We start from the raw sequence: 19,958 nt of genomic DNA, 5'->3' as shown, positions 1-19,958 counted from the left end.
ATACTAATGCTATTTACAAGTTTCTCATTTTGACTACCAACTTGTGTTGTCACACCATTCCTAACTTGAAAAATTACCGCTATTGATACGATGAGTATGGGTAAGATTGCCAATAATGTATGAGATAGCATCAGCTTAACTTTTAAAGGTAACCTTTCCTTTATAGCCTTATCATAATTTTTAACATCTTTTACATCCCGAGCACGTTTCTCTTTCTTTGCTTTTACCTTTTCAACCTTTTTCTTTGATACTTTAGATTTCGTGCTTTTTTCATCTTTTGGCTCTTTCACTTTTTTTGTTTTTTTAGCGAACTTTAGCTTTGGCGGCTTACGTTTCGACTTCACTAGAAAACACCTACCCTCTCACATAATTTCCATAATTTACATTTTACTACATTATACTATCTTATGCATGTTTATGCAAATATATTGTTACTTTTAAGACTTTAAGCCCATAATTTGTTATAACATGTAAATTATCTCTATACTATATCGGCATAATGGTATTTTTATATAACACTTTAATTACTGATCTCCCCATTTTTTATTATCCTATTTTCTATCTTTTCGATTGTACATTAGGATAACAATATATCTAAGCACGCTTACATAAGTTTGCACAAAAATAACTCCTACTTAGAATAGAAGTTATTAATACAAAATTGTTATAGGCAAAAAGCAGTACATCTCAATATCATAAAAAATCCCTCAGATACAAGTATCTGAGGGATTGTAATTTTAATAATATTAACGCTTTGAGAACTGAGGCGCACGTCTTGCTGCCTTGAGACCATATTTCTTTCTTTCTTTCATTCTAGGGTCACGTGTCAAGAAGCCAGCTTTTTTCAAAGCAGGTCTATAATCACCATCAGCCTGAAGTAAAGCTCTGGAGATACCGTGTCTGATTGCGCCTGCCTGACCTGTGAAACCACCACCATTTACGTTAACTAAAACGTCAAATTTAGCTGTAGTTTCTGTTAATTCCAAGGGCTGACGAACGATCAGCTTCAGTGTTTCAAGACCAAAATATTCATCAATGCTTCTTTTATTTACTGTAATTTTGCCATTGCCGGGTACCAAGTATACTCTTGCAACGGAAGATTTTCTTCTGCCTGTACCGTAATATCTAGCTGCTGCCATTATGCTTTCCTCCTCCTAATTAAAATTTAATTTCCAATTTTTCGGGTTTCTGTGCTGCGTGGGGATGTTCAGCGCCTGCATATACATGCAACTTAGCGAACATTTTTCTGCCCAGAGCATTTTTGGGAAGCATACCTTTTACAGCATGTTCAACTACTCTTTCAGGGTGTGTTTCCAGCATTTTATCCAATCTGGTTGTTTTCAAACCACCTGTATAGCCGGAATGATGATGATACATTTTCTGTTCCAATTTTTTGCCTGTTACAGCAACCTTTTCCGCATTTACAACAATCACATAGTCGCCCATGTCAACGTTGGGTGCATACTGGGGTTTGTTCTTGCCTCTTAAAATGTTTGCGATCTCTGTAGCCATACGACCTAAAGTCACGTCAGCAGCATCAATTACATACCACTTCTTTACTACATCAGATTCCTTCGCAATGTAAGTTGTTCTCATGGTTTCTACCTCCCTATTAAAATTTTGTTTGATCCGTTGACTTTGCCGTTTTGCGGGAACAAAACGGTCAATCTCCATTATGTGTTTCCACATAACTTATTGGATCCCACCTTGAGAAACATATATTTAAAACCAAATGGTCTTAAAATCAAAGTACAGCTTTATTATTATAGTACAATCATTCTTTACTGTCAACAGAATTTCCCTTAAAATCATAATAAATTTCCTGTAAAGTCAAGCCTTGCGGTTCCGCAGTCTGCCCTGCTTTCCGTCTGTCTTTACTCAAAATAATTTCTGAGATTTCATCTGCTGAAAGCTTTCCTTGTCCAACGGCGATAATCGTCCCAGCCATAATCCGAACCATATTATACAAAAAACCATCTCCGGTAACATAGATTTGAATCAAATCGCCTTCTTGCTTTACATAACAGTCAAATATTGTACGCACCGTTGAGGTTACGGAACTTCCCGCTGCACAAAAAGCAGCAAAATCATATGTCCCAATAAATTTTTTTGACGCTATGTTCATTTTTTCCAAATCAAGCGGACTATATACAAAGGTAGAATATAACCTTTCTTTGGGATTTTTCCATTTCCCATTCCAGATTCTATATTCATAGGTTTTCTTCACGCAATCATATCTGGGATGAAAGTCCTCAGGAACCTCTTCCGCCTTTACCACTATAATATCCTCCGGAAGCAGGGGGCGAATAGCCAATGGAATTTTTTCCGTAGGTATGCTTGTATCTACATCTATAATTGCTCTTTGCCCTAAAGCATGAACCCCTCGGTCCGTTCTGCTGGCGCCAATACAAGTTAAATCCGGAGAACGAAAAAGCGCTCTTAACGCCTTTTCTAATTCTCCCTCAACGGTAATTACTTCCGGCGATAACTGCTTCTGCCAGCCACTATATCTCGTTCCATCGTAGGCAATGGTAAATAGTATACGCATGCAGCACCTCCTAACACATGAAAAAGGGAGATACAATGCTCCCCTTTTGTAAGTATCATTCTAGCAACCAAAGCTTTCTTCTGTCCCCCGTATTTATCAAAAGCCTAATCTGTTTAAACTGCATAAATTAATGGGCTCCTATCAAAGAAATTCTCTGCTTTAGTCACAATTGCTCTTAAACTGTTCATGTTAAACAGTAATGAAGTAGCGATTTCTCTGTCAGATCAAAAACGGAAATATATTTGATGCATACCTTAATCCTATAATTGCCACAATATATATCAGTCCCAATACAAAAGCATGATAATCTCTTTTTTGCATATACATACGGTTCATTCGTGTTCTATTTTCGTCCCCATGATAGCATCTTGCCTCCATTGCCATGGCCAACTCCTCTGCTCGACGAAAGGCAGAAATAAATAGAGGCACAAGAATAGGAATCAAGCTCTTTGCTTTTTGCATTAAATTTCCTGTATCAAAGTCCGCCCCTCTTGCCTGCTGTGCTTTCATAATTTTATCCGTTTCGTCTAACAATGTAGGGATAAACCGTAATGCGATGGTCATCATCATTGCAATTTCATGGGCAGGTACACCGATCTTTTTGAAAGGACGCAACATGTACTCAATCCCATCCGTCAATTGAATAGGGGTCGTTGTAAGCGTTAAAACGGAGGATCCAACAATCAATAGAACCAAGCGAATACACATTTTAATCGCCAGCATGATTCCTTCTACCGTCAAACTTAAAAATCCCCATTGCCAAAGAATGTGCTCCCCTCTCGTCATAAAAAGGTTAATAAAAGCGGTAAAAAATATAATGATCATAATACTTCTAATACCCTTAAGCATAAACTTTAAAGGTACCTTGGATACCTGTATCTCCGCCATTAAAGCGGCAATTACAAATAGATATCCTACAAAACTGTTTATCATAAACAGTGTAATAATATAAATAAATGTCATTGTAAGTTTCACTCTTGCATCTAACCGGTGGATGGGGGAATCCACAGGGTAAAACTGCCCGATGGTAATATCCCGAATCATACACTCACCTGCTTTACCAAATTAATTAATACTTTTTTCGCTTCCTCAACCGTATATACATCCAAAGGCACATCAAAGCCTTTCTCCTTTAGGGCAGCAAAAACATAGCTCACCTGGGGTGCGGCCAAACCCATAGCTTCCAATTCTTTCACATGGCAAAATACTTCTTTCGGTGTTCCCGTCATGGCTGCTTTCCCCTCATGCATGACTATAATACGGTCAACCAATTTTGCAACATCTTCCATGCTATGACTTACCAGGATTACTGTAATTCCCCTTTCTTCATGAAGACGTTTAATTGCCTGCAATATTTCATCACGACCTTTGGGGTCCAACCCAGCTGTAGGTTCATCCAAAATCAATATTTCAGGGTTCATTGCCAATACCCCCGCAATGGCAACACGACGTTTCTGCCCTCCAGATAGCTCAAATGGAGATTTTTCATAAAGCTCCGGAGCAATACCCACTGTTTCCAGTGCAGAAATTACATTGGCATGAATCTCTTCCTTAGACAACTGCATATTCGTAGGGCCAAATGCAACGTCTTTATATACTGTCATTTCAAAAAGTTGATATTCAGGATATTGGAAAGCCAAACCAATGCGCCGACGCACCTCTTTTAACTTAGCCTTATCTCTATGGATATTTTCTTCATCCAATAAAATTTCGCCCTGTGTAGGGGTAATAATTCCGTTCAAATGTTGAATCAGCGTTGATTTTCCTGAGCCAGTATGCCCAATTAAACCAATAAATTCCCCTTGCTTTATTTCTAATGAAACATCATCTAATGCCCTTTTCTCAAAAGCTGTACCTAGATTATAAATATATGTTAAATGGTTAATTTTAATTGACATAGTGCACCTACCATTTCCTCAACTGTTAAAATATCTGCAGGCACATCAATGCCTTCCTTTCGCAAAAGATGGGCAACCTCCGTTACCTGTGGCACATCCAAGCCATATTTCTGCAGTCGTTCAACCTGAGAAAATATCTCTTTTGGCTTTCCTTCCATGACTACCTCACCATCATCAATTACATAAACTCGATCGCCACGAACCGCTTCGTCCATATAATGGGTAATCAGTATAATCGTAATGCCTTCTTCTTTATTTAAGCGTTCAATGGTTTCCATTACCTCTTTTCTTCCCACTGGGTCCAGCATAGCCGTAGGCTCATCCAAAACGATACAATCAGGCTTCATCGCTAAAACACCAGCAATAGCAATCCGCTGCTTCTGACCGCCTGAAAGCTTTGATGGGGTATGTTTTGCATATTTCTCCATGCGCACCGTGGCCAATGCTTCATCCACACGACGACGGATTTCCTCTGGCGCAATCCCCATATTTTCAGGGCCAAAAGCAATGTCCTCTTCCACGACTGTTGCCACCAGCTGATTATCAGGATTTTGAAAAACCATTCCCGCAGTTTGACGAATATCCCAAACCAATTCTCCATTCTTTGTATCCATTCCTTTTACCCACAGAGTCCCCCCTGTAGGCTCTAGCAAAGCATTAATGTGCTTCGCAAAAGTAGACTTTCCGGAACCATTATGACCTAGGACAACAACAAATTCACCTTTTTGAATCTCTAAATCAACTGCCTTTAAAGCAGCTACCTTTTCTTCTTCAGTGCCGTGGTCTGTTTCGAGCAATTTTATATACTCATATGTTAGACCTTCGGCCTTCACCATTTTCATAACTTCACCTTTTCCTTAAGGGTTTTCCCCTCTTAAGTCTATGACAAATAATGCTCACAGCTATGAATAGAATACGTTTTTTGCACAAAAAAGTCAAGAAAAATAGGCCTTTCCTCACAAAAAGTATGTAGCAAATCTCTTAGTAAAATCTTCTCTTTTTCGTAATTTCCTTGCAATTCCCCCTTAACCTCATCTTCTGTTTTTGTTGATATAATGATGTTATCAAAGAGTACGTTGTAATGCATTAGTAACAAAGGAGTAAGACAGCTGTAATGTCATCGTAAGGCGAGTGTAACCTACTCTACGAAACTTTATGCTACAATAATAAAAACAAACTTTGGCTTTGAAAGGAGAGACATTTATGAAAAAACAAATTATGAAACTGGCAGGTGCTTCAATCTTAGCTTTTTGTCTTTCCTTCCTGACTTTTATGTCTTTGACAGTAGCGGTGCAGGATGTTCATGAAAAGGAAAATGTAACGGCAATTCAAGTGGAGCAATCCTATGAAGACAATGCCACCTTAGCATCCGTCCACCATTAAAATTGGAAAACCCCTTCTAAATATAAAAAACCACGCACAATTCTTTGTGTGTGGTTTTTTCTTACACTAACCAACTGCCATCAATAATACTTCAATGAAACTGAAAAAAATGAAGGATGAAATCAAATGCAATCTCACCTACTTTGTCAAAGAGCATAATTTTTTTCTGTCTTTAATTAACTGATCCTATTTCTTCACTCTCTATACCACTTATAATACTTCAAGTTATTCAGCCATCTCTTTGACTGTCACTGAAATCATAGGAATTTCGTTTATTTTTTTAAAATTCAGTTCTGCCTCCCCATCTAAGAATTGAAAAGCACGATCTTTGCAAAAAATTTGTTGCGCACTTATTTTTTCTCCTGCCAACTCATAGGTATCTTCTGCAAATTCTCTGAAATACCCCTTACAGTATAAATCTTGCTCCTCACAATAATAATAAAAAATTCCATCGGCATAAACGGTTATATAACATTCTCTATTTGTTTCACAAGCATATGTCCCTATAAAGCGATTCGTCAATCCTGTACCCTCGGGAGGCTCCTGATACCAAAGGTAAATAAAAAGAATCACTGCAAGTACAATCAAATAATTTCTTTTTTTCATAATACTTACCTCCATGCAGGCATTACTTATGTTCGATGCAAAAACATATGAAAGCTTACCCTTACATTAGTAATAAATTTGTATATTGTCAATTAATTATCATTATTTGCTCCTATATCTTTTCGACAAAATATGCTCTGTAATTGTTTGCTGGTTCCCCACCCCAACATTTTACAAAGACAAAAAGAAGTACCACCCATACCTCTCGGTAGGATAATACTTCTTAATCATTGCTTCAATATAAGTAACCGCCGTCAAAAAAAGACGGGGAACTTGCTATTTATCTATTAAACCAATTCGATGAATACTTCCATCGCGCCGTCGCCTTTTCTTGCGCCCAGCTTTATGATTCTTGTGTAACCACCGTTGCGGCCTACAAACTTAGGAGCTACTTCATCAAACATTTTCGCTGCCATGTCTACCTTGTTGCTCATGGTTCTAACTTTCTTACCATCAGCAGGAACTTCGGTTACAGGGTAAAGATAAGCTAACATCTGACGTCTAGCTGCAAGTCTGGAAGGTTTATCCTTCTTTACTGTTTTCTTAACTTCATCATAAACAGTTACTTTCTTGCCATTTACAACTTCTTTCACACGCTTACCACTAGCATCTTTCTTAGCTACCTTTGCGGTTACTTCTACTTCATCAAAGTTGTCTTTTTCTTTTACAGCAAGTGTAATCAGTTTTTCAGCGATTCTTCTTACTTCTTTCGCTCTTGTTTCTGTTGTTTTAATTTTGCCGTGATACAGCAAATTTGTTACTTGGTTTCTTAACAAAGCCTTTCTCTGAGGTGTTGTTTTACCAAGTTTTCTATAACCGGATGCATGCATGGTTCGTATCCTCCTTGTTGATCCCCGTAAGATAGTGCCCGCCTTCACTGCTCATCGGGCTTATGTGAGGGCGTAATCCTAGGGTAAATAATAGTAACAGGCAAAGATTTATTCGTCGCTAGGTCTTAACGCCAAACCAAGCTCTGCCATTTTGTTCAATACTTCTTCCAAAGACTTGCGTCCCAGATTTCTAACCTTCATCATTTCATCTTCCGTTTTGTTTGCTAAGTCTTCCACTGTGTTAATGCCTGCTCTCTTCAAGCAGTTGTAAGAACGAACAGAAAGATCCAGCTCTTCAATGCTCATTTCAAGAACTTTCTCCTTCTTGCCTTCTTCTTTCTCAACCATAATAGAAGCATCCTTTGCATTATCGGAAAGATCAATAAACAGGTTCAGATGCTCATTCAAAATCTTCGCACCATAGCTAACTGCGTCATCAGGTGCGATGGTTCCGTTGGTCCACACTTCCAAGGACAATTTGTCATAGTCGGTGATCTGACCTACACGAGTATTTTCCACAAGGAAATTTACTCTGGTAACGGGTGTGAAAATGCTGTCAACAGGAAGCATGCCAATGGGTTGGTCATCTTTTTTATTTTTGTCCGCACCAATATAGCCACGTCCTTTGTTGATGGTAATCTCCATATAAAGCTTGCTGCCAGCGCCGCCGGAAAGTGTTGCGATGTGATGATCGGGATTTAATATCTCAATATCACTGTCTGCTTTAATATCAGATCCTTTCACTTCCCCTTCACCCTCAACGTCAATATACGCAATTTTGGGTTCATTGCCTTCACTGGTGTTTTTAATCGCAAGTCCCTTTAGGTTCAAGATAATTTCTGTAACATCCTCTTTTACGCCGGGAATCACACTAAACTCATGAAGTACGCCATCGATTTTTACATTGCTGACAGCTGCCCCAGGAAGAGAAGAAAGTAAAATTCTTCTAAGGGAATTCCCCAATGTTGTGCCATAGCCTCTTTCCAAAGGCTCTACCACGAACTTGCCATAAGTTCCGTCCGGTGCCATCTCAGCAATCTCAATGCGAGGTTTCTCAAATTCAAACACTCATTCAAACCTCCCTTTTTTATATTAAGGTGCTGCAGGACATTTTGCCCCACAGCTTTTTGATTGACTTTTTTGCACAACCGTTTCAGATTATTTGGAGTACAATTCGACGATAAATGTTTCTTCAACAGGAACGTCAATCTGTGCTCTTGTGGGTTTTGCCAAAATTGTGCCGCTTAACGCATCATGGTTAGCGGACAACCATTCGGGAACGATTCTGCCATCTGTAGTAGCCAAAACGTCTTTATATCTCTGAATGGCCTTATATTTTTCTTTTACTTCAATCATGTCGCCAACCTTAACCTGATAGGAAGGAATATCAACGGGTTTACCGTTTACAGTAACATGTTTGTGACGAACAATCTGTCTTGCTTCTTTTCTTGTTCTGCCGTAGCCAAGACGGTACATTACGTTATCCAGTCTCATTTCCAACAGCATAAGCAGGTTTTCACCGGGAATACCTTCTTTTTTTGCAATTTTTTCAGCCTGAGCATAATAGCCTCTGAACTGTTTTTCCAAAACGCCATAGATGAATTTTGCTTTTTGCTTTTCTCTCATCTGAAGGCCATATTCGCTCATTTTTCTGTTTGCTCTCAAGTTTTGCTTTTTAGATTTTTTATCAATACCAAGGTAGATGGGATCCAAGTTCAAAGATCTACATCTCTTCAGTACGGGTACTCTATCTCTTGCCATTTATCTACACCTCCTGATGATTATACTCTTCTGCGTTTAGGTGGTCTACAGCCATTATGAGGAACGGGCGTTACATCTTTAATCATTGTAACATCCAAACCAGCAGCCTGCAATGCACGGATTGCAGCTTCACGGCCGGAACCGGGACCCTTTACAAAAACTTCAATCGTCTTCAGACCGTAGTCAGAAGCAGCCTTTGCAGCTGTATCTGCTGCCATCTGTGCTGCATAAGGTGTGGATTTTTTGGAACCTCTGAAGCCCAACTGACCTGCACTTGCCCAAGAAAGCGCATTGCCAACAGCATCAGTGATTGTAACGATTGTATTGTTAAAAGTAGACTGAATGTGAGCCTGGCCACGTTCTACTTTTCTTTTATCACGGCGTCTGCGAGTTGTTGTCTTTTTCACAGTTTTTTTAGCCATTATTCAAACCTCCTTTGAAATCAATTATTTCTTCTTATTCGCAACGGTCTTTCTAGGACCTTTTCTTGTTCTTGCGTTTGTTTTTGTTTTCTGTCCTCTTACAGGCAAGCCTTTTCTGTGGCGAATGCCTCTGTAACAGCCGATTTCAATCAGACGTTTGATATTTAAAGCAACTTCTCTTCTCAGGTCACCTTCAACCCTCTGAGATTTGTCAATAACGTCACGGATTCTAGCTACTTCATCATCAGTTAAGTCTCTTACTCTTGTATTAAGATCTACACCAGCTTCGTTCAGAATACGAACTGCACTAGGATGACCAATGCCATAAACATAAGTCAGACCAACTTCAACGCGCTTTTCTCTTGGTAAGTCTACACCAGCAATACGTGCCATGTATATCTTGCACCTCCTATAATTTTCATCAATTTATCGATTCATGTTAGTTTTTCGCATAAATAAATTTACACCCGTTGGGCATTACAAACAGAGTGAGCAGCCGTCAGCCTGCACGCTGCCTCTGCTATTAACTGTATGCTCCTCCCGGCATATTGACGGATTTATCAAACGACTCTTAAAGGTACTCCCTTTTCGATTAGTCATATAATATATATCAGCCTTGTTTCTGTTTATGCTTGGGATTTTCACAAATGACCATTACACGACCTTTTCTTTTAATAATTCTGCATTTTTCACACATAGGTTTTACAGATGGTCTTACCTTCATTGTGATCGCTCCTTCCTTATTTCGCTCTCCAAATGATTCTGCCCTTGGTCAGATCATAGGGAGACATTTCAACTAATACTTTATCACCCGGCAAAATACGGATAAAGTTCATGCGCAATTTTCCGGAAATATGTGCCAGAATCTGATGGCCATTTTCCAACTCCACCTGAAACATGGCATTCGGTAATTTTTCCAGTACGGTTCCTTCTACTTCAATTACGTCATCTTTTGACAAGCCAAGAACCTCCTTAACAGTCTACTGCTTTTACTTGATACATTTTTATAGCCTTTCTGATGTCCGAGTCTTGAATATATTCATTCTCCGTCAATTTTTCGGCTATAACTGCGTCCACATAGTTTGTGGGCTGTACATGAATGATTTTTTTACGCTTGGGCTTTGCAAGCTTTCGCGTTTTCCCATTGATCAGATTTAAATACCCATCTTCAACAGAAAAAACCATCATTGTTTCACCCTTGTCGTGTCCGTCTTTAGAATAAACGATTTGCCCGACTTGATATTCCAACGCAATCACCTCAATCTTTCTTTGTCTATCGTGGTAACGTAAGAATCTCGGGTACATCATCTGTAATCAGTATGGTATTTTCATAATGTGCCGAATATTTGCCATCCCTGGTAACTGCAGTCCACCCATCTTTTAAGACCCGAACGTTGCAGTCTCCCACATTCACCATAGGTTCAATTGCAAAAGTCATTCCTTTTTGCAAGCAAATCCCCCTGGTTAACGCTTTATAGTTGGGAATCTCCGGCGGTTCATGCATTTTCGTACCGATTCCATGTCCTACATAAGCACGAACAACGGAAAATCCATTTTTTTCTACGTATTTTTGAATAGCCGAACCTATATCATTGAGATGATTGCCTTCTTTTGCAAAATTTATGCCTTCAAAAAAGCTTTGTTTTGTAACCTCAATTAATTTTTTCGCCTCCGCAGAAATTTCACCAACTGCATAAGTCCTTGCCATATCTGCGTGATAGCCGTCTAGGATGCACCCCATATCAACACTCAAGATGTCCCCTTCTTTTAATATTCGCTTACCGGGAATTCCATGCACAACTTCTTCATTTACCGAAGTACATAATGTTCCAGGAAATCCGCCGTAACCTTTAAAAGAAGGAATTGCCCCATGGCTGCGAATATAGTCTTCCGCCAGCTGATCCAGATATGCAGTCGTTACACCCGGTGCAACCGCTTTCGCAATCAGTGCTTCTGTTCTTGCTAAAAGCTGGCCTGCCCTACGCATTTTACCAATCTGATTTTCTGTTTTGATCGTGATAGACATATTATTTCTCCAGACCTTCTACGATAGCCTTTGTAATATCATCAATGGGCTTTGTACCATCCACTTTGATTAAGATGCCTTTATTATCATAAAAAGCAACCAAAGGCTCGCTTTGTTCATGGAATGTTTTTATTCTTGCAAGGCCTGCTTCTGTTGTATCATCTTTGCGCTGTGTCAAACCTTCACCACAAACATCACAAACGCCGGCAACCTTTGCAGGTAAAAACAATTTATTATAAGTTGCACCACATTTAGGGCAAGTTTCTCTTGCTGTCAGTCTAGCTAACATTACCTCATCGGGTGCATTAATATATACAACCTTATCCAGAGCTACCATCTCATCAAGCTTTTCAGCCTGAACTACTGTACGAGGGAAACCATCCAAAATAAAACCGTTCTTACAGTCATCCTTTTGAATTCTCTCTTTTACAATTGCAATGATTAATTCATCGGAAACCAAACCGCCAGACGCCATAATGCTTTTCGCCTGAATTCCCAGCTCTGTTCCCTTTGCAACTTCTTCTCTCAGCATATCGCCCGTAGAAATATGAGCAATGCCGTAATGCTTTACCAAACGTGCAGCCTGTGTACCTTTTCCTGCCGCGGGCGCACCAATGAGAACCAATTTCATAACAATCATTACCTCTTTTCTTCAGATAGCCCTTCTCTTTTTAGAACTCCCCACTCAACCATGGGGAAATGCGTAAGCATTTCCCAGCAGGTCAAGGTTATTCACTCAAAAAGCCTTTGTAGTGTCGCATCAGCAATTGGCTTTCCAATGCCTTTACGATATCCAAAGCAACACCAACAACGATGATCAGTGTTGTACCACCAAAGCCCACATTAATTTTGAATATCCATTGCAAAGCAACTGGCACCATAGCCAAAATTGCGTAGCAAATCGCACCAACCATAGTGACTCTGTTTAACACTCTTGTAATATAGGCACTTGTAGGCTGTCCCGGTCTAATACCAGGGATAAATCCACCGTTCTTCTTCATATTCATTGCGATTTCATTGGGATTCATCACAATGGAAGTATAGAAAAAGGTGAAAAATATAATAAGCACTACATATAAACATGCACCTATAGGATGTGTCATATTAAGAATTTCAATAATCTTTGTAAATACAGGTCCTTTATTGGCAACGAAGTTACCAATTTGCTGGGGGAACTGCAACAATGAAATTGCAAAGATAATTGAAATTACACCTGCAACATTAACCTTAATAGGCATCGTTGTACTATTTCCATTCATATGCTTGTGTCCCGACATTTTAGAAGAATACTGCACAGGCAGGCGTCTTTCCCCAATGTTCACACAAACGATAAAGGCTAATACAACAAGCAAAACTACCAAAATTGCTACAACTTTCGCAATACCAGCCGTGCCGGAACCGGAAATTGTATAATACAAACTGGCAACACCCTGAGGCAGATTAGACACGATGTTGATAAAAATGATTAAAGAAGAACCATTACCAACACCTTGTGCTGTAATCTGTTCAGCCAACCACATTACAAATGTAGAACCACAAACCAAACAAATTACTGAAGTTAAATAAATCAGCGGACTATTGGTCACAAACATATTCTGGTAGGTATATGTGAGACCCGCACCCTGGATCAGCGCCAACACAACTGTCAAATATCTGCTGTAAGACTGTAACTTTTTACGTCCTTCAGGGCCTTCTTTTGAAAGCTGTTCAAACTTTGGAATAGCAATCGTTAACAACTGCATGATAATGGATGCATTAATATACGGACCGATACCCATTGCAAATAGGGACCATCCGGAATTTGCACCACCGGCAATTACACTATACAGTGTACCAATGCCGGTTGCACCTCTTGCCGCAATTACACTTGCAGCATCGATGCCGGGCAAAGCGATTAATGTACCTAATCTAACAATTGCAAAAATCATTAAAGTATACAGTATTTTGTTTCTAATTTCTTTCGTTTTCCAGGAATTAACGAAAATCTTGAACAATTAAATCACCTCTGCTTTTCCGCCGGCTGCTTCAATCTTTTCAAGTGCAGTTTTACTAAACTGGTTTACTTTTATTGTAAGCTTTCTTTCCAACTCACCCTCACCGAGAATCTTAACACCATCTCTTGGGTTGCTGATTAAACCAACGGCTTTTAAAGCATCGATATCAACTACTGTATCGTTTTCAAAAACGTTTAACATATTAACATTAATTGCAACGATTTCTTTGCTATTTCTACAAGTGAAGCCTCTTTTAGGAAGTCTTCTGTATAAAGGCATCTGACCACCTTCAAAACCGCACTTACCGCCGGAACCGGAACGCTGGCCTTGACCCTTGTGGCCTCTGCCTGCTGTCTTTCCGTTACCTGTTGCATGACCTCTGCCGCGTCTCCAATTTTTTTCTTTGGAGCCTTCTGCAGGTCTCAAATCGCATAAGTTCATTTTGGCACCTCCTTAAATCAAATTTCTTCAACTTTTACAAGGTGGCTAATCTGATGGATCATACCTCTGATAGCCGCATTGTCCTGCTGAACGACACTGCTGTTTGTCTTTTTCAGTCCCAAAGCCTGAACTGTTTTTTTATGTTTCGGAACTGCTCCGATTGTAGATTTCACTAATGTGATTTTAATTTCAGCCACTGTCAATTCCTCCTTAACCTAAGAGTTCTTCTACAGTTATGCCACGCAATTTTGCAACAGCCTCTGGTGTAGTCGCTCTGGACAGACCTTCGATTGTTGCGCTTACAACGTTGCGCTTATTGTTGGAACCCAAGGATTTTGTTCTGATATTGCGAATACCTGCCAGTTCCAGTACCGCACGAGCGGGACCGCCAGCGATAACGCCAGTACCTTCTGCAGCTGGCATCAATAATACGCCTGCGCTGCCAAATACACCCTTCACTTCATGGTAGATGCTGTCAACGTCGTTTCTTTCAACTTTGATGATGTTTTTCATTGCATCTTCTTTACCCTTGCGGATCGCATCAGGAATTTCAGACGCCTTGCCCATACCGCAGCCAACGTGACCATTGCCATCGCCAACTACAACCAGAGCTGCAAATCTGAATGTACGACCACCTTTAACAACCTTAGTTACACGGTTGATAGTAACTACTTTATCTTTCAGATCTAAAGTGCTTGGATCGATTCTTTTCAACTCACTTACCTCCTTGCCTTAGAATGTTAATCCGGCTTCTCTTGCTGCATCCGCCAAAGCTTTCACTTTACCCTGGTAAATGAAACCGCCTCTGTCGAAAACAACTTCAGTAATGCCTTTTTCAACTGCTCTTTTAGCGATTACTTCACCTACAACAGCTGCTGCAGCAACAGTGGAAGTAAATTCTACTTTGCTTGCCACTTCAGATTCCATAGTGGAAGCTGCAACCAGTGTGTGATGTGTAACGTCATCAATAATCTGTGCGTACATATGCTTGTTGGATCTGAACACAGCCAATCTAGGTCTCTGAGCAATCCCCTTCACATGATTGCGGATTCTATAGTGTCTTTTCACACGAGCCGCTGCACGAGATGGCTTTCTAATCATAGTATTTCACTCCGTTTCTCAAAATTAGTCATTTTCCGATATAAATAGATCAAGCTACTTGACGTTGATTATTTCTTACCGGTCTTACCAACTTTACGTCTAATACGTTCGTCAGAGTATTTGATACCTTTACCTTTATAAGGTTCAGGGGGACGTTTTGTTCTGATTTCAGCTGCAAACTGTCCAACTTTTTCTTTATCAATACCCTTTACAATAATTTTGTTTGTACCTTCAACAGTTGTTTCAATGCCTTCAGGATCCTGCATTTCAACGGGATGAGAATATCCCAGAGTAAGTGTTAACTTTTTACCGGATTTTGCAGCTCTGTAACCAACACCGTTGATTTCCAAAGTTTTTGCATAACCCTGTGTTACACCAACTACCATATTGAAGATCAAAGTTCTTGTTAAGCCGTGTAATGCTTTATGTTTTTTCAGATCGCTGGGTCTTGTAACAACAATCTGACCGTCTTCCATTGCGATATGCATGTCAGGGGATAATTTTCTTTCCAGCGTACCCATGGGCCCCTTCACTGTCATTAAGTTTCCTTCACCGATTTTAATTTCCACACCGGCAGGAACTGCAACAGGGAGTTTACCAATTCTTGACATGGTCTGCACCTCCTATTTTTCTCTAGTTTTATTACCAAACAAAAGCAATAACTTCGCCGCCTACGCCAACTTTTCTTGCATCTTTGTCTGTCATCAAGCCTTGGCTTGTAGAAATAATTGCAATACCCAATCCGCCCAAAACCTTAGGCAGTTCATCTTTGCCGGCAAAAACTCTAAGGCCTGGTTTGGAAATTCTCTTCAAACCTGTGATAACCTTTTCATTTTTGTCTGCACCATATTTCAAGCTCACACGAAGTGTGGTTTTAACGCCATCTTCGATTACTTCATAGCCTTTTACATAACCTTCTGTTGTCAAAATGTCCGCAATTGATTTCTTCATCTTGGAAGAAGGAACATCTACTGTATCGTGTTTTGCTGTGTTACCGTTTCTGATTCTTGTCAGCATATCTGCGATAGGGTCGCTCATTGACATTATGAATTCCTCCTTTCTGTTTACCAGCTTGCTTTCTTTACGCCGGGAATCTGGCCTTTGTACGCCAATTCACGGAAGCAAATACGGCAAATTCCATATTTTTTAAGCACAGAGTGGGGTCTGCCACATACTCTGCAGCGTGTATAAGCTCTAGTTGAGAACTTTGGCGTTCTCTGCTGCTTTACCACCATAGATCTTTTAGCCATTTTTGTCCCTCCCTTTTATTTTGCGAATGGCATACCAAACAATCTAAGCAATTCTCTTGCTTCTTCATCTGTCTTTGCTGTTGTAACAAATACAATGTCCAAACCTCTGATTTTGTCAACTTTATCATATTCGATTTCAGGGAAAATCAGCTGTTCTTTGATACCCATTGTATAGTTACCTCTACCATCAAAGCTGTTTGCCTTTACGCCACGGAAGTCACGTACACGAGGGAGAGCAATGTTGATCAATCTGTCAGCGAACTCGTACATTCTGCCGCCTCTCAATGTTGCCTTGCAACCAATGTTCATACCTTCACGAAGCTTGAAAGCAGCGATAGACTTTTTAGCCTTTGTAACGATGGGCTTCTGACCAGAAATAATGGTCATATCTTTTACAGCGCCATCTAAAACTTTCGCATTTTCTTTTGCTTCGCCAACACCCATATTCAGGATGATTTTTTCCAACTTAGGCACAGCCAGCTTATTTGTATATGAAAACTTCTTCATCATTTCAGGAATAATCTCTGCTTCATAAAAATCTCTTAATCTGCTCATTGTTTACCTCCTTTCCAAGGATCAGTCGATAACTTCGCCTGTCTTTTTTGCAATTCTAACTTTTTTGCCGTCTTTAATCATAGCACCAAGACGAGTTGCTTTGCCATTATGCAAATACATAACGTTAGAAGCGTCAATAAAGCCTTCTCTCTTGATAATACCACCCTGCTGATTATTTGCATTGGGTTTTGTATGTCTAAAGATCATGTTAACGCCTTCTACAACAACGCGGTTGCTCTTTTTGTCAACCTTAAGAATCTTGCCTTGTTTGCCTTTATCTTTACCACTAATTACTACGACTTTATCGCCGCTTTTCAATTTCAAGTTAGCCACCTAGCACACCTCCTTATAATACTTCAGGTGCCAGAGAAAGAATCTTCATGAACTGCTTCTCTCTCAGCTCTCTAGCAACGGGTCCAAAAATACGTGTACCTCTGGGGTTTTTATCGTCTTTAATGATAACCGCTGCATTTTCGTCAAATTTAATATAGCTGCCATCTGCTCTGCCTACAGAGTGCACTGTTCTAACCACAACAGCCTTAACGACATCGCCCTTCTTTACAACGCCACCGGGTGTTGCGTCTTTAACAGTAGCAACAATGATGTCACCAACGCCAGCGTATCTTCTTGTAGAGCCACCCAGTACTCTAATGCAAAGGAGTTCTTTCGCTCCGGAATTATCTGCTACTTTTAGTCTGGTTTCCTGTTGAACCATGTGATTGCCTCCTCTCCAAAAAGGATTATTTTGCTTTTTCGATGATGCTTACGAGTCTCCATCTCTTGTCCTTAGACAAAGGTCTGGTTTCCATAACCTTTACGCGGTCGCCAATGCCACATTCGTTGTTCTCATCATGGGCTTTGAGCTTATAAGTTCTATTTATAATTTTACCATACAAAGGATGTTTTACTTTATCTTCCACAGCTACAACAATTGTCTTGTCCATTTTGTCGCTGACTACCTTACCAATTCTGGTTTTACGAAGATTTCTTTCTTCCACAAAGAGTTCCTCCTTTCATTAGACCGGATTATTATTTCGCTGTTCTAGCATTCTGTGTAATCACTGTCTGGATTCTTGCAATGTTCTTACGAACTTCCTTGATTCTTGCTGTATTATCCAACTGGTTAGTTGCGTTCTGGAATCTCAGGTTGAATAATTCTTTTTTAGCAGAAACAAGGTCCCTCTGTAATTCATCTGCAGTCTTACCTGTCAATTCATTTACATAACCTTTTGTTTTCACTGCTGATCACCTGCCATTTCTGCCGCCTCTGCCTTGGAAACAATTTTACATTTGATAGGAAGCTTGTGAATAGCCAGTCTCAACGCTTCTCTTGCTGTTTCTTCTGCAATGCCGCCAATTTCAAACATTACTCTGCCTGGTTTAACTACTGCTACCCAGTATTCAGGCGCGCCTTTACCGGAACCCATACGTGTACCGATAGGCTTTGCGGATACGGGTTTATCGGGGAATACCTTAATCCAAACGTCACCACCACGTTTAATATGTCTTGTCATAGCAATACGAGCTGCTTCAATCTGGTTAGAGGTAATCCAGCTTGGCTCCATAGCCATAATACCGAATTCACCATATGTTACTTTATTGCCTCTGCGGGCTCTGCCCTTCATGGAGCCTCTTTGCTGCTTACGATATTTCACTCTTTTAGGCATTAACATAATTACTTAGCGCCTCCTTCCTTTTTCGCTGCTTTTACAGGAAGTACCTCACCTTTGTAGATCCATACCTTTACACCCAGTTTGCCATAGGTTGTATCAGCTTCTGCAAAACCGTAGTCAATATCTGCACGCAGTGTCTGAAGAGGAATGGTACCATCATGATAGCTTTCTGTACGAGCCATATCAGCGCCGCCCAAACGTCCGCTAACAGATGTTTTGATACCTTTTGCGCCGAACTTCATAGTTCTGCCCATTGACTGCTTCATAGCACGACGGAATGTTACACGGTTTTCCAACTGCAATGCGATGTTTTCAGCTACAAGCTGTGCATCCAATTCAGGCTTTCTGATTTCTTCAATGTTTACAGCAACTTTTTGTGTTGTCAATTTCTGAATTTCATTCTTCAATTCTTCAATTGCCTGACCATTCTTACCGATAACAATACCGGGCTTTGCTGTGTGTACTGTAATTTTCAGTCTGCCGGCTGTTCTTTCAATAGCAATTTTAGAAATACCGGAAGTATATAATTTCTTTTTGATAAATTTTCTGATTTCTACGTCTTCTACCAGGTAATCAGCGAATTCTTTCTCTGCGTACCATTTGGTATCCCAATCTTTAATGATACCGACTCTTAATCCATGCGGATTTACTTTCTGTCCCATTTCGTACCTCCTTATCTCTCATTGAGAATGATGGAAATATGGCAGGATCTCTTCAGGATCCGATATGCTCTGCCTTGCGCTCTAGGGCGGATTCTTTTCATTGTGGGGCCCTGATCAGCACATACCTCTTCCACATACAATTTGTTTACGTCCATACCCAAGTTGTTTTCTGCATTAGCCATTGCAGATTTTAAAACCTTTGCAATGATATCAGAAGCATATCTTGGGGAATAATTTAACATTGCCGCTGCAGTAACAACATCCTTGCCTTTGATCTGATCCAAAACGATCTTCGCTTTTGTGGCAGGGATGCCAACATACTTTGCAGATGCATGGGGTCTTCTCTCTTTCGTTGCAATGTTTCTTTCTTTTTTAATTTGGCTTCTATGACCTTTTGCCATGAACGAAACCTCCTTTCGTTATCAGGATATTAGCGAACTCTTGATTTCTTTTCTGCGTCTTTGCCATGACCTCTGTAGCTTCTTGTCAATGCAAATTCACCAAGTTTGTGGCCTACCATATCTTCAGTAATATATACAGGCACATGTTTTCTGCCGTCGTAAACTGCGATTGTATGACCGATCATATCGGGATAAATTGTAGAACGACGAGACCAAGTTTTGATTACGTTCTTTTCGCCCGCTGCATTCATAGCATCAATCTTCTTTAACAGATGGTCATCAGCGAAAGGTCCCTTTTTGAGTGATCTGCTCATGTTTTAATCCTCCTTGTTTCGTGTTTTTGTATTTAGGCTACTGCCCTCACACATTCCGATCTATTAGCCGTTTCTACGGCGAACAATATACTT

The 19,958-nt window shown here is 40.0% G+C and carries 36 protein-coding genes; 1 reads left to right on the top strand and 35 read right to left on the bottom strand.

The features are described 5' to 3' along the window. The 7 genes from P9Q65_RS11375 to P9Q65_RS11345 form a co-directional block, all read right to left on the bottom strand. Positions 1 to 344: hypothetical protein (locus P9Q65_RS11375; RefSeq protein ID WP_304509544.1), on the bottom strand; the 344-nt coding region annotated here is incomplete at its 3' end. Between the two features lie 402 nt (positions 345 to 746). After that, positions 747 to 1,139 (bottom strand): 30S ribosomal protein S9, encoded by a 393-nt coding sequence (rpsI, locus tag P9Q65_RS11370; RefSeq protein WP_304509543.1) that lies wholly within the window; start codon positions 1,137 to 1,139, stop codon positions 747 to 749. Positions 1,140 to 1,158: 19 nt separating this feature from the next. Further along, complete coding sequence (rplM, locus tag P9Q65_RS11365; RefSeq protein WP_304509542.1) at positions 1,159 to 1,596, bottom strand: 50S ribosomal protein L13; 438 nt, start codon at positions 1,594 to 1,596, stop codon at positions 1,159 to 1,161. Between the two features lie 178 nt (positions 1,597 to 1,774). Then, complete coding sequence (gene truA / locus P9Q65_RS11360) at positions 1,775 to 2,548, bottom strand: tRNA pseudouridine(38-40) synthase TruA (protein ID WP_304509541.1); 774 nt, start codon at positions 2,546 to 2,548, stop codon at positions 1,775 to 1,777. Positions 2,549 to 2,767: 219 nt separating this feature from the next. Further along, complete coding sequence (locus P9Q65_RS11355; RefSeq protein ID WP_304509540.1) at positions 2,768 to 3,592, bottom strand: energy-coupling factor transporter transmembrane component T family protein; 825 nt, start codon at positions 3,590 to 3,592, stop codon at positions 2,768 to 2,770. After that, positions 3,589 to 4,446: an energy-coupling factor transporter ATPase gene (locus P9Q65_RS11350; RefSeq protein ID WP_304509539.1), complete on the bottom strand. Its 858-nt coding sequence runs from the start codon at positions 4,444 to 4,446 to the stop codon at positions 3,589 to 3,591. Before P9Q65_RS11350 ends, P9Q65_RS11355 begins: the two co-directional genes overlap by 4 nt. Further along, positions 4,422 to 5,288 (bottom strand): energy-coupling factor transporter ATPase, encoded by an 867-nt coding sequence (locus P9Q65_RS11345; protein ID WP_304509538.1) that lies wholly within the window; start codon positions 5,286 to 5,288, stop codon positions 4,422 to 4,424. Before P9Q65_RS11345 ends, P9Q65_RS11350 begins: the two co-directional genes overlap by 25 nt. A 361-nt stretch (positions 5,289 to 5,649) precedes the next feature. Between P9Q65_RS11345 and P9Q65_RS11340 the strand changes: the two genes are divergently transcribed. Then, the gene (locus P9Q65_RS11340) at positions 5,650 to 5,829 is read left to right on the top strand and encodes a hypothetical protein (RefSeq protein ID WP_304509537.1); all 180 of its coding nucleotides are present in this window, start codon (positions 5,650 to 5,652) and stop codon (positions 5,827 to 5,829) included. 225 nt (positions 5,830 to 6,054) lie between these two features. Here P9Q65_RS11340 and P9Q65_RS11335 read toward each other — a convergent pair whose 3' ends face one another. From P9Q65_RS11335 to rpsS, 28 genes are all read right to left on the bottom strand, one after another. Beyond that, positions 6,055 to 6,435, bottom strand: coding sequence for a hypothetical protein (locus P9Q65_RS11335; RefSeq protein ID WP_304509536.1), 381 nt, complete (start codon positions 6,433 to 6,435; stop codon positions 6,055 to 6,057). A 287-nt stretch (positions 6,436 to 6,722) separates the two neighbouring features. Next, positions 6,723 to 7,265 carry a bL17 family ribosomal protein gene (locus P9Q65_RS11330; protein ID WP_304509535.1) on the bottom strand — a complete coding sequence of 181 codons (543 nt, stop codon included), beginning with the start codon at positions 7,263 to 7,265 and terminating at the stop codon, positions 6,723 to 6,725. 108 nt (positions 7,266 to 7,373) lie between these two features. Continuing rightward, the gene (locus P9Q65_RS11325) at positions 7,374 to 8,333 is read right to left on the bottom strand and encodes a DNA-directed RNA polymerase subunit alpha (protein ID WP_304509534.1); all 960 of its coding nucleotides are present in this window, start codon (positions 8,331 to 8,333) and stop codon (positions 7,374 to 7,376) included. 90 nt (positions 8,334 to 8,423) lie between these two features. Next, positions 8,424 to 9,026 (bottom strand): 30S ribosomal protein S4, encoded by a 603-nt coding sequence (gene rpsD / locus P9Q65_RS11320; RefSeq protein ID WP_304509533.1) that lies wholly within the window; start codon positions 9,024 to 9,026, stop codon positions 8,424 to 8,426. Positions 9,027 to 9,046: 20 nt separating this feature from the next. Continuing rightward, positions 9,047 to 9,448: a 30S ribosomal protein S11 gene (gene rpsK / locus P9Q65_RS11315; protein ID WP_304509532.1), complete on the bottom strand. Its 402-nt coding sequence runs from the start codon at positions 9,446 to 9,448 to the stop codon at positions 9,047 to 9,049. 24 nt (positions 9,449 to 9,472) lie between these two features. Further along, positions 9,473 to 9,841, bottom strand: a complete 369-nt coding sequence (gene rpsM / locus P9Q65_RS11310; RefSeq protein WP_304509531.1) for a 30S ribosomal protein S13 — start codon at positions 9,839 to 9,841, stop codon at positions 9,473 to 9,475. Positions 9,842 to 10,058: 217 nt separating this feature from the next. Next, complete coding sequence (gene rpmJ / locus P9Q65_RS11305; RefSeq protein WP_004034721.1) at positions 10,059 to 10,172, bottom strand: 50S ribosomal protein L36; 114 nt, start codon at positions 10,170 to 10,172, stop codon at positions 10,059 to 10,061. Positions 10,173 to 10,188: 16 nt separating this feature from the next. After that, positions 10,189 to 10,407, bottom strand: a complete 219-nt coding sequence (infA, locus tag P9Q65_RS11300) for a translation initiation factor IF-1 (protein WP_004034723.1) — start codon at positions 10,405 to 10,407, stop codon at positions 10,189 to 10,191. Between the two features lie 13 nt (positions 10,408 to 10,420). Then, complete coding sequence (locus tag P9Q65_RS11295) at positions 10,421 to 10,696, bottom strand: KOW domain-containing RNA-binding protein (protein WP_304509530.1); 276 nt, start codon at positions 10,694 to 10,696, stop codon at positions 10,421 to 10,423. A gap of 25 nt (positions 10,697 to 10,721) precedes the next feature. After that, positions 10,722 to 11,474 carry a type I methionyl aminopeptidase gene (map, locus tag P9Q65_RS11290; RefSeq protein ID WP_304509529.1) on the bottom strand — a complete coding sequence of 251 codons (753 nt, stop codon included), beginning with the start codon at positions 11,472 to 11,474 and terminating at the stop codon, positions 10,722 to 10,724. Position 11,475: 1 nt separating this feature from the next. Next, positions 11,476 to 12,105, bottom strand: coding sequence for an adenylate kinase (locus tag P9Q65_RS11285; protein WP_304509528.1), 630 nt, complete (start codon positions 12,103 to 12,105; stop codon positions 11,476 to 11,478). A gap of 97 nt (positions 12,106 to 12,202) precedes the next feature. Then, entirely contained in the window at positions 12,203 to 13,468 is a 1,266-nt protein-coding gene (secY, locus tag P9Q65_RS11280; protein WP_304509527.1) for a preprotein translocase subunit SecY, read from the bottom strand. Then, the gene (gene rplO / locus P9Q65_RS11275) at positions 13,469 to 13,909 is read right to left on the bottom strand and encodes a 50S ribosomal protein L15 (protein ID WP_304509526.1); all 441 of its coding nucleotides are present in this window, start codon (positions 13,907 to 13,909) and stop codon (positions 13,469 to 13,471) included. Between the two features lie 17 nt (positions 13,910 to 13,926). Further along, on the bottom strand, positions 13,927 to 14,106 hold the full coding sequence (gene rpmD / locus P9Q65_RS11270; protein ID WP_304509525.1) for a 50S ribosomal protein L30: 180 nt from the start codon (positions 14,104 to 14,106) through the stop codon (positions 13,927 to 13,929). Positions 14,107 to 14,119: 13 nt separating this feature from the next. Next, positions 14,120 to 14,623, bottom strand: a complete 504-nt coding sequence (gene rpsE, locus P9Q65_RS11265) for a 30S ribosomal protein S5 (RefSeq protein WP_304509524.1) — start codon at positions 14,621 to 14,623, stop codon at positions 14,120 to 14,122. Between the two features lie 18 nt (positions 14,624 to 14,641). Continuing rightward, positions 14,642 to 15,010: a 50S ribosomal protein L18 gene (gene rplR, locus P9Q65_RS11260; protein WP_304509523.1), complete on the bottom strand. Its 369-nt coding sequence runs from the start codon at positions 15,008 to 15,010 to the stop codon at positions 14,642 to 14,644. Between the two features lie 68 nt (positions 15,011 to 15,078). Then, on the bottom strand, positions 15,079 to 15,621 hold the full coding sequence (gene rplF / locus P9Q65_RS11255; protein WP_304509522.1) for a 50S ribosomal protein L6: 543 nt from the start codon (positions 15,619 to 15,621) through the stop codon (positions 15,079 to 15,081). A gap of 31 nt (positions 15,622 to 15,652) precedes the next feature. After that, positions 15,653 to 16,054: a 30S ribosomal protein S8 gene (gene rpsH / locus P9Q65_RS11250; protein WP_304509521.1), complete on the bottom strand. Its 402-nt coding sequence runs from the start codon at positions 16,052 to 16,054 to the stop codon at positions 15,653 to 15,655. A gap of 20 nt (positions 16,055 to 16,074) precedes the next feature. Further along, complete coding sequence (locus P9Q65_RS11245; RefSeq protein ID WP_304509520.1) at positions 16,075 to 16,260, bottom strand: type Z 30S ribosomal protein S14; 186 nt, start codon at positions 16,258 to 16,260, stop codon at positions 16,075 to 16,077. Positions 16,261 to 16,275: 15 nt separating this feature from the next. Next, positions 16,276 to 16,815 carry a 50S ribosomal protein L5 gene (gene rplE / locus P9Q65_RS11240; RefSeq protein ID WP_304509519.1) on the bottom strand — a complete coding sequence of 180 codons (540 nt, stop codon included), beginning with the start codon at positions 16,813 to 16,815 and terminating at the stop codon, positions 16,276 to 16,278. 21 nt (positions 16,816 to 16,836) lie between these two features. Then, the gene (rplX, locus tag P9Q65_RS11235) at positions 16,837 to 17,139 is read right to left on the bottom strand and encodes a 50S ribosomal protein L24 (RefSeq protein WP_330695371.1); all 303 of its coding nucleotides are present in this window, start codon (positions 17,137 to 17,139) and stop codon (positions 16,837 to 16,839) included. A 22-nt stretch (positions 17,140 to 17,161) separates the two neighbouring features. Next, positions 17,162 to 17,530 carry a 50S ribosomal protein L14 gene (gene rplN, locus P9Q65_RS11230; RefSeq protein ID WP_304509517.1) on the bottom strand — a complete coding sequence of 123 codons (369 nt, stop codon included), beginning with the start codon at positions 17,528 to 17,530 and terminating at the stop codon, positions 17,162 to 17,164. Between the two features lie 25 nt (positions 17,531 to 17,555). Next, positions 17,556 to 17,813, bottom strand: coding sequence for a 30S ribosomal protein S17 (gene rpsQ, locus P9Q65_RS11225; protein ID WP_304509516.1), 258 nt, complete (start codon positions 17,811 to 17,813; stop codon positions 17,556 to 17,558). Positions 17,814 to 17,844: 31 nt separating this feature from the next. Then, entirely contained in the window at positions 17,845 to 18,054 is a 210-nt protein-coding gene (rpmC, locus tag P9Q65_RS11220; protein WP_304509515.1) for a 50S ribosomal protein L29, read from the bottom strand. Further along, entirely contained in the window at positions 18,051 to 18,488 is a 438-nt protein-coding gene (gene rplP, locus P9Q65_RS11215) for a 50S ribosomal protein L16 (RefSeq protein ID WP_304509514.1), read from the bottom strand. The genes rpmC and rplP overlap by 4 nt, the downstream gene beginning before the upstream one ends. Positions 18,489 to 18,490: 2 nt before the next feature. Continuing rightward, on the bottom strand, positions 18,491 to 19,150 hold the full coding sequence (gene rpsC / locus P9Q65_RS11210) for a 30S ribosomal protein S3 (RefSeq protein ID WP_304509513.1): 660 nt from the start codon (positions 19,148 to 19,150) through the stop codon (positions 18,491 to 18,493). Between the two features lie 11 nt (positions 19,151 to 19,161). After that, positions 19,162 to 19,551, bottom strand: coding sequence for a 50S ribosomal protein L22 (gene rplV / locus P9Q65_RS11205; protein ID WP_304509512.1), 390 nt, complete (start codon positions 19,549 to 19,551; stop codon positions 19,162 to 19,164). Positions 19,552 to 19,580: 29 nt separating this feature from the next. Next, positions 19,581 to 19,865, bottom strand: coding sequence for a 30S ribosomal protein S19 (rpsS, locus tag P9Q65_RS11200; protein WP_066088966.1), 285 nt, complete (start codon positions 19,863 to 19,865; stop codon positions 19,581 to 19,583). Positions 19,866 to 19,958 lie beyond the last annotated feature (93 nt).

This window comes from Anaerotignum sp. (genome assembly GCF_030625865.1).
Taxonomy (GTDB): Bacteria; Bacillota; Clostridia; order Lachnospirales; family Anaerotignaceae; genus Chakrabartyella.
Note: the sequence above shows the minus strand (reverse complement) of the source record. Positions and strands in the feature narration are given on the sequence as shown.

Coding starts and splice junctions, on each gene's coding strand:
- P9Q65_RS11355 (WP_304509540.1), bottom strand. CDS start 3,592: ATGATTCGGGATATTACCATCGGGCAGTTTTACCCTGTGGATTCCCCC.
- rplF (WP_304509522.1), bottom strand. CDS start 15,621: ATGTCAAGAATTGGTAAACTCCCTGTTGCAGTTCCTGCCGGTGTGGAA.
- P9Q65_RS11345 (WP_304509538.1), bottom strand. CDS start 5,288: ATGAAAATGGTGAAGGCCGAAGGTCTAACATATGAGTATATAAAATTG.
- rpsS (WP_066088966.1), bottom strand. CDS start 19,865: ATGAGCAGATCACTCAAAAAGGGACCTTTCGCTGATGACCATCTGTTA.
- rpsC (WP_304509513.1), bottom strand. CDS start 19,150: ATGGGACAGAAAGTAAATCCGCATGGATTAAGAGTCGGTATCATTAAA.
- rplM (WP_304509542.1), bottom strand. CDS start 1,596: ATGAGAACAACTTACATTGCGAAGGAATCTGATGTAGTAAAGAAGTGG.
- rplE (WP_304509519.1), bottom strand. CDS start 16,815: ATGAGCAGATTAAGAGATTTTTATGAAGCAGAGATTATTCCTGAAATG.
- P9Q65_RS11350 (WP_304509539.1), bottom strand. CDS start 4,446: ATGTCAATTAAAATTAACCATTTAACATATATTTATAATCTAGGTACA.
- rplR (WP_304509523.1), bottom strand. CDS start 15,010: ATGATTAGAAAGCCATCTCGTGCAGCGGCTCGTGTGAAAAGACACTAT.
- rplN (WP_304509517.1), bottom strand. CDS start 17,530: ATGGTTCAACAGGAAACCAGACTAAAAGTAGCAGATAATTCCGGAGCG.
- map (WP_304509529.1), bottom strand. CDS start 11,474: ATGTCTATCACGATCAAAACAGAAAATCAGATTGGTAAAATGCGTAGG.
- P9Q65_RS11340 (WP_304509537.1), top strand. CDS start 5,650: ATGAAAAAACAAATTATGAAACTGGCAGGTGCTTCAATCTTAGCTTTT.
- truA (WP_304509541.1), bottom strand. CDS start 2,548: ATGCGTATACTATTTACCATTGCCTACGATGGAACGAGATATAGTGGC.
- rpsD (WP_304509533.1), bottom strand. CDS start 9,026: ATGGCAAGAGATAGAGTACCCGTACTGAAGAGATGTAGATCTTTGAAC.
- rpsM (WP_304509531.1), bottom strand. CDS start 9,841: ATGGCACGTATTGCTGGTGTAGACTTACCAAGAGAAAAGCGCGTTGAA.
- P9Q65_RS11330 (WP_304509535.1), bottom strand. CDS start 7,265: ATGCATGCATCCGGTTATAGAAAACTTGGTAAAACAACACCTCAGAGA.
- P9Q65_RS11245 (WP_304509520.1), bottom strand. CDS start 16,260: ATGGCTAAAAGATCTATGGTGGTAAAGCAGCAGAGAACGCCAAAGTTC.
- rpsK (WP_304509532.1), bottom strand. CDS start 9,448: ATGGCTAAAAAAACTGTGAAAAAGACAACAACTCGCAGACGCCGTGAT.
- rpmJ (WP_004034721.1), bottom strand. CDS start 10,172: ATGAAGGTAAGACCATCTGTAAAACCTATGTGTGAAAAATGCAGAATT.
- rplV (WP_304509512.1), bottom strand. CDS start 19,551: ATGGCAAAAGGTCATAGAAGCCAAATTAAAAAAGAAAGAAACATTGCA.
- rpsI (WP_304509543.1), bottom strand. CDS start 1,139: ATGGCAGCAGCTAGATATTACGGTACAGGCAGAAGAAAATCTTCCGTT.
- rpsH (WP_304509521.1), bottom strand. CDS start 16,054: ATGTCAATGAGCGACCCTATCGCAGATATGCTGACAAGAATCAGAAAC.
- P9Q65_RS11285 (WP_304509528.1), bottom strand. CDS start 12,105: ATGAAATTGGTTCTCATTGGTGCGCCCGCGGCAGGAAAAGGTACACAG.
- rplO (WP_304509526.1), bottom strand. CDS start 13,909: ATGAACTTATGCGATTTGAGACCTGCAGAAGGCTCCAAAGAAAAAAAT.
- P9Q65_RS11335 (WP_304509536.1), bottom strand. CDS start 6,435: ATGAAAAAAAGAAATTATTTGATTGTACTTGCAGTGATTCTTTTTATT.
- rplP (WP_304509514.1), bottom strand. CDS start 18,488: ATGTTAATGCCTAAAAGAGTGAAATATCGTAAGCAGCAAAGAGGCTCC.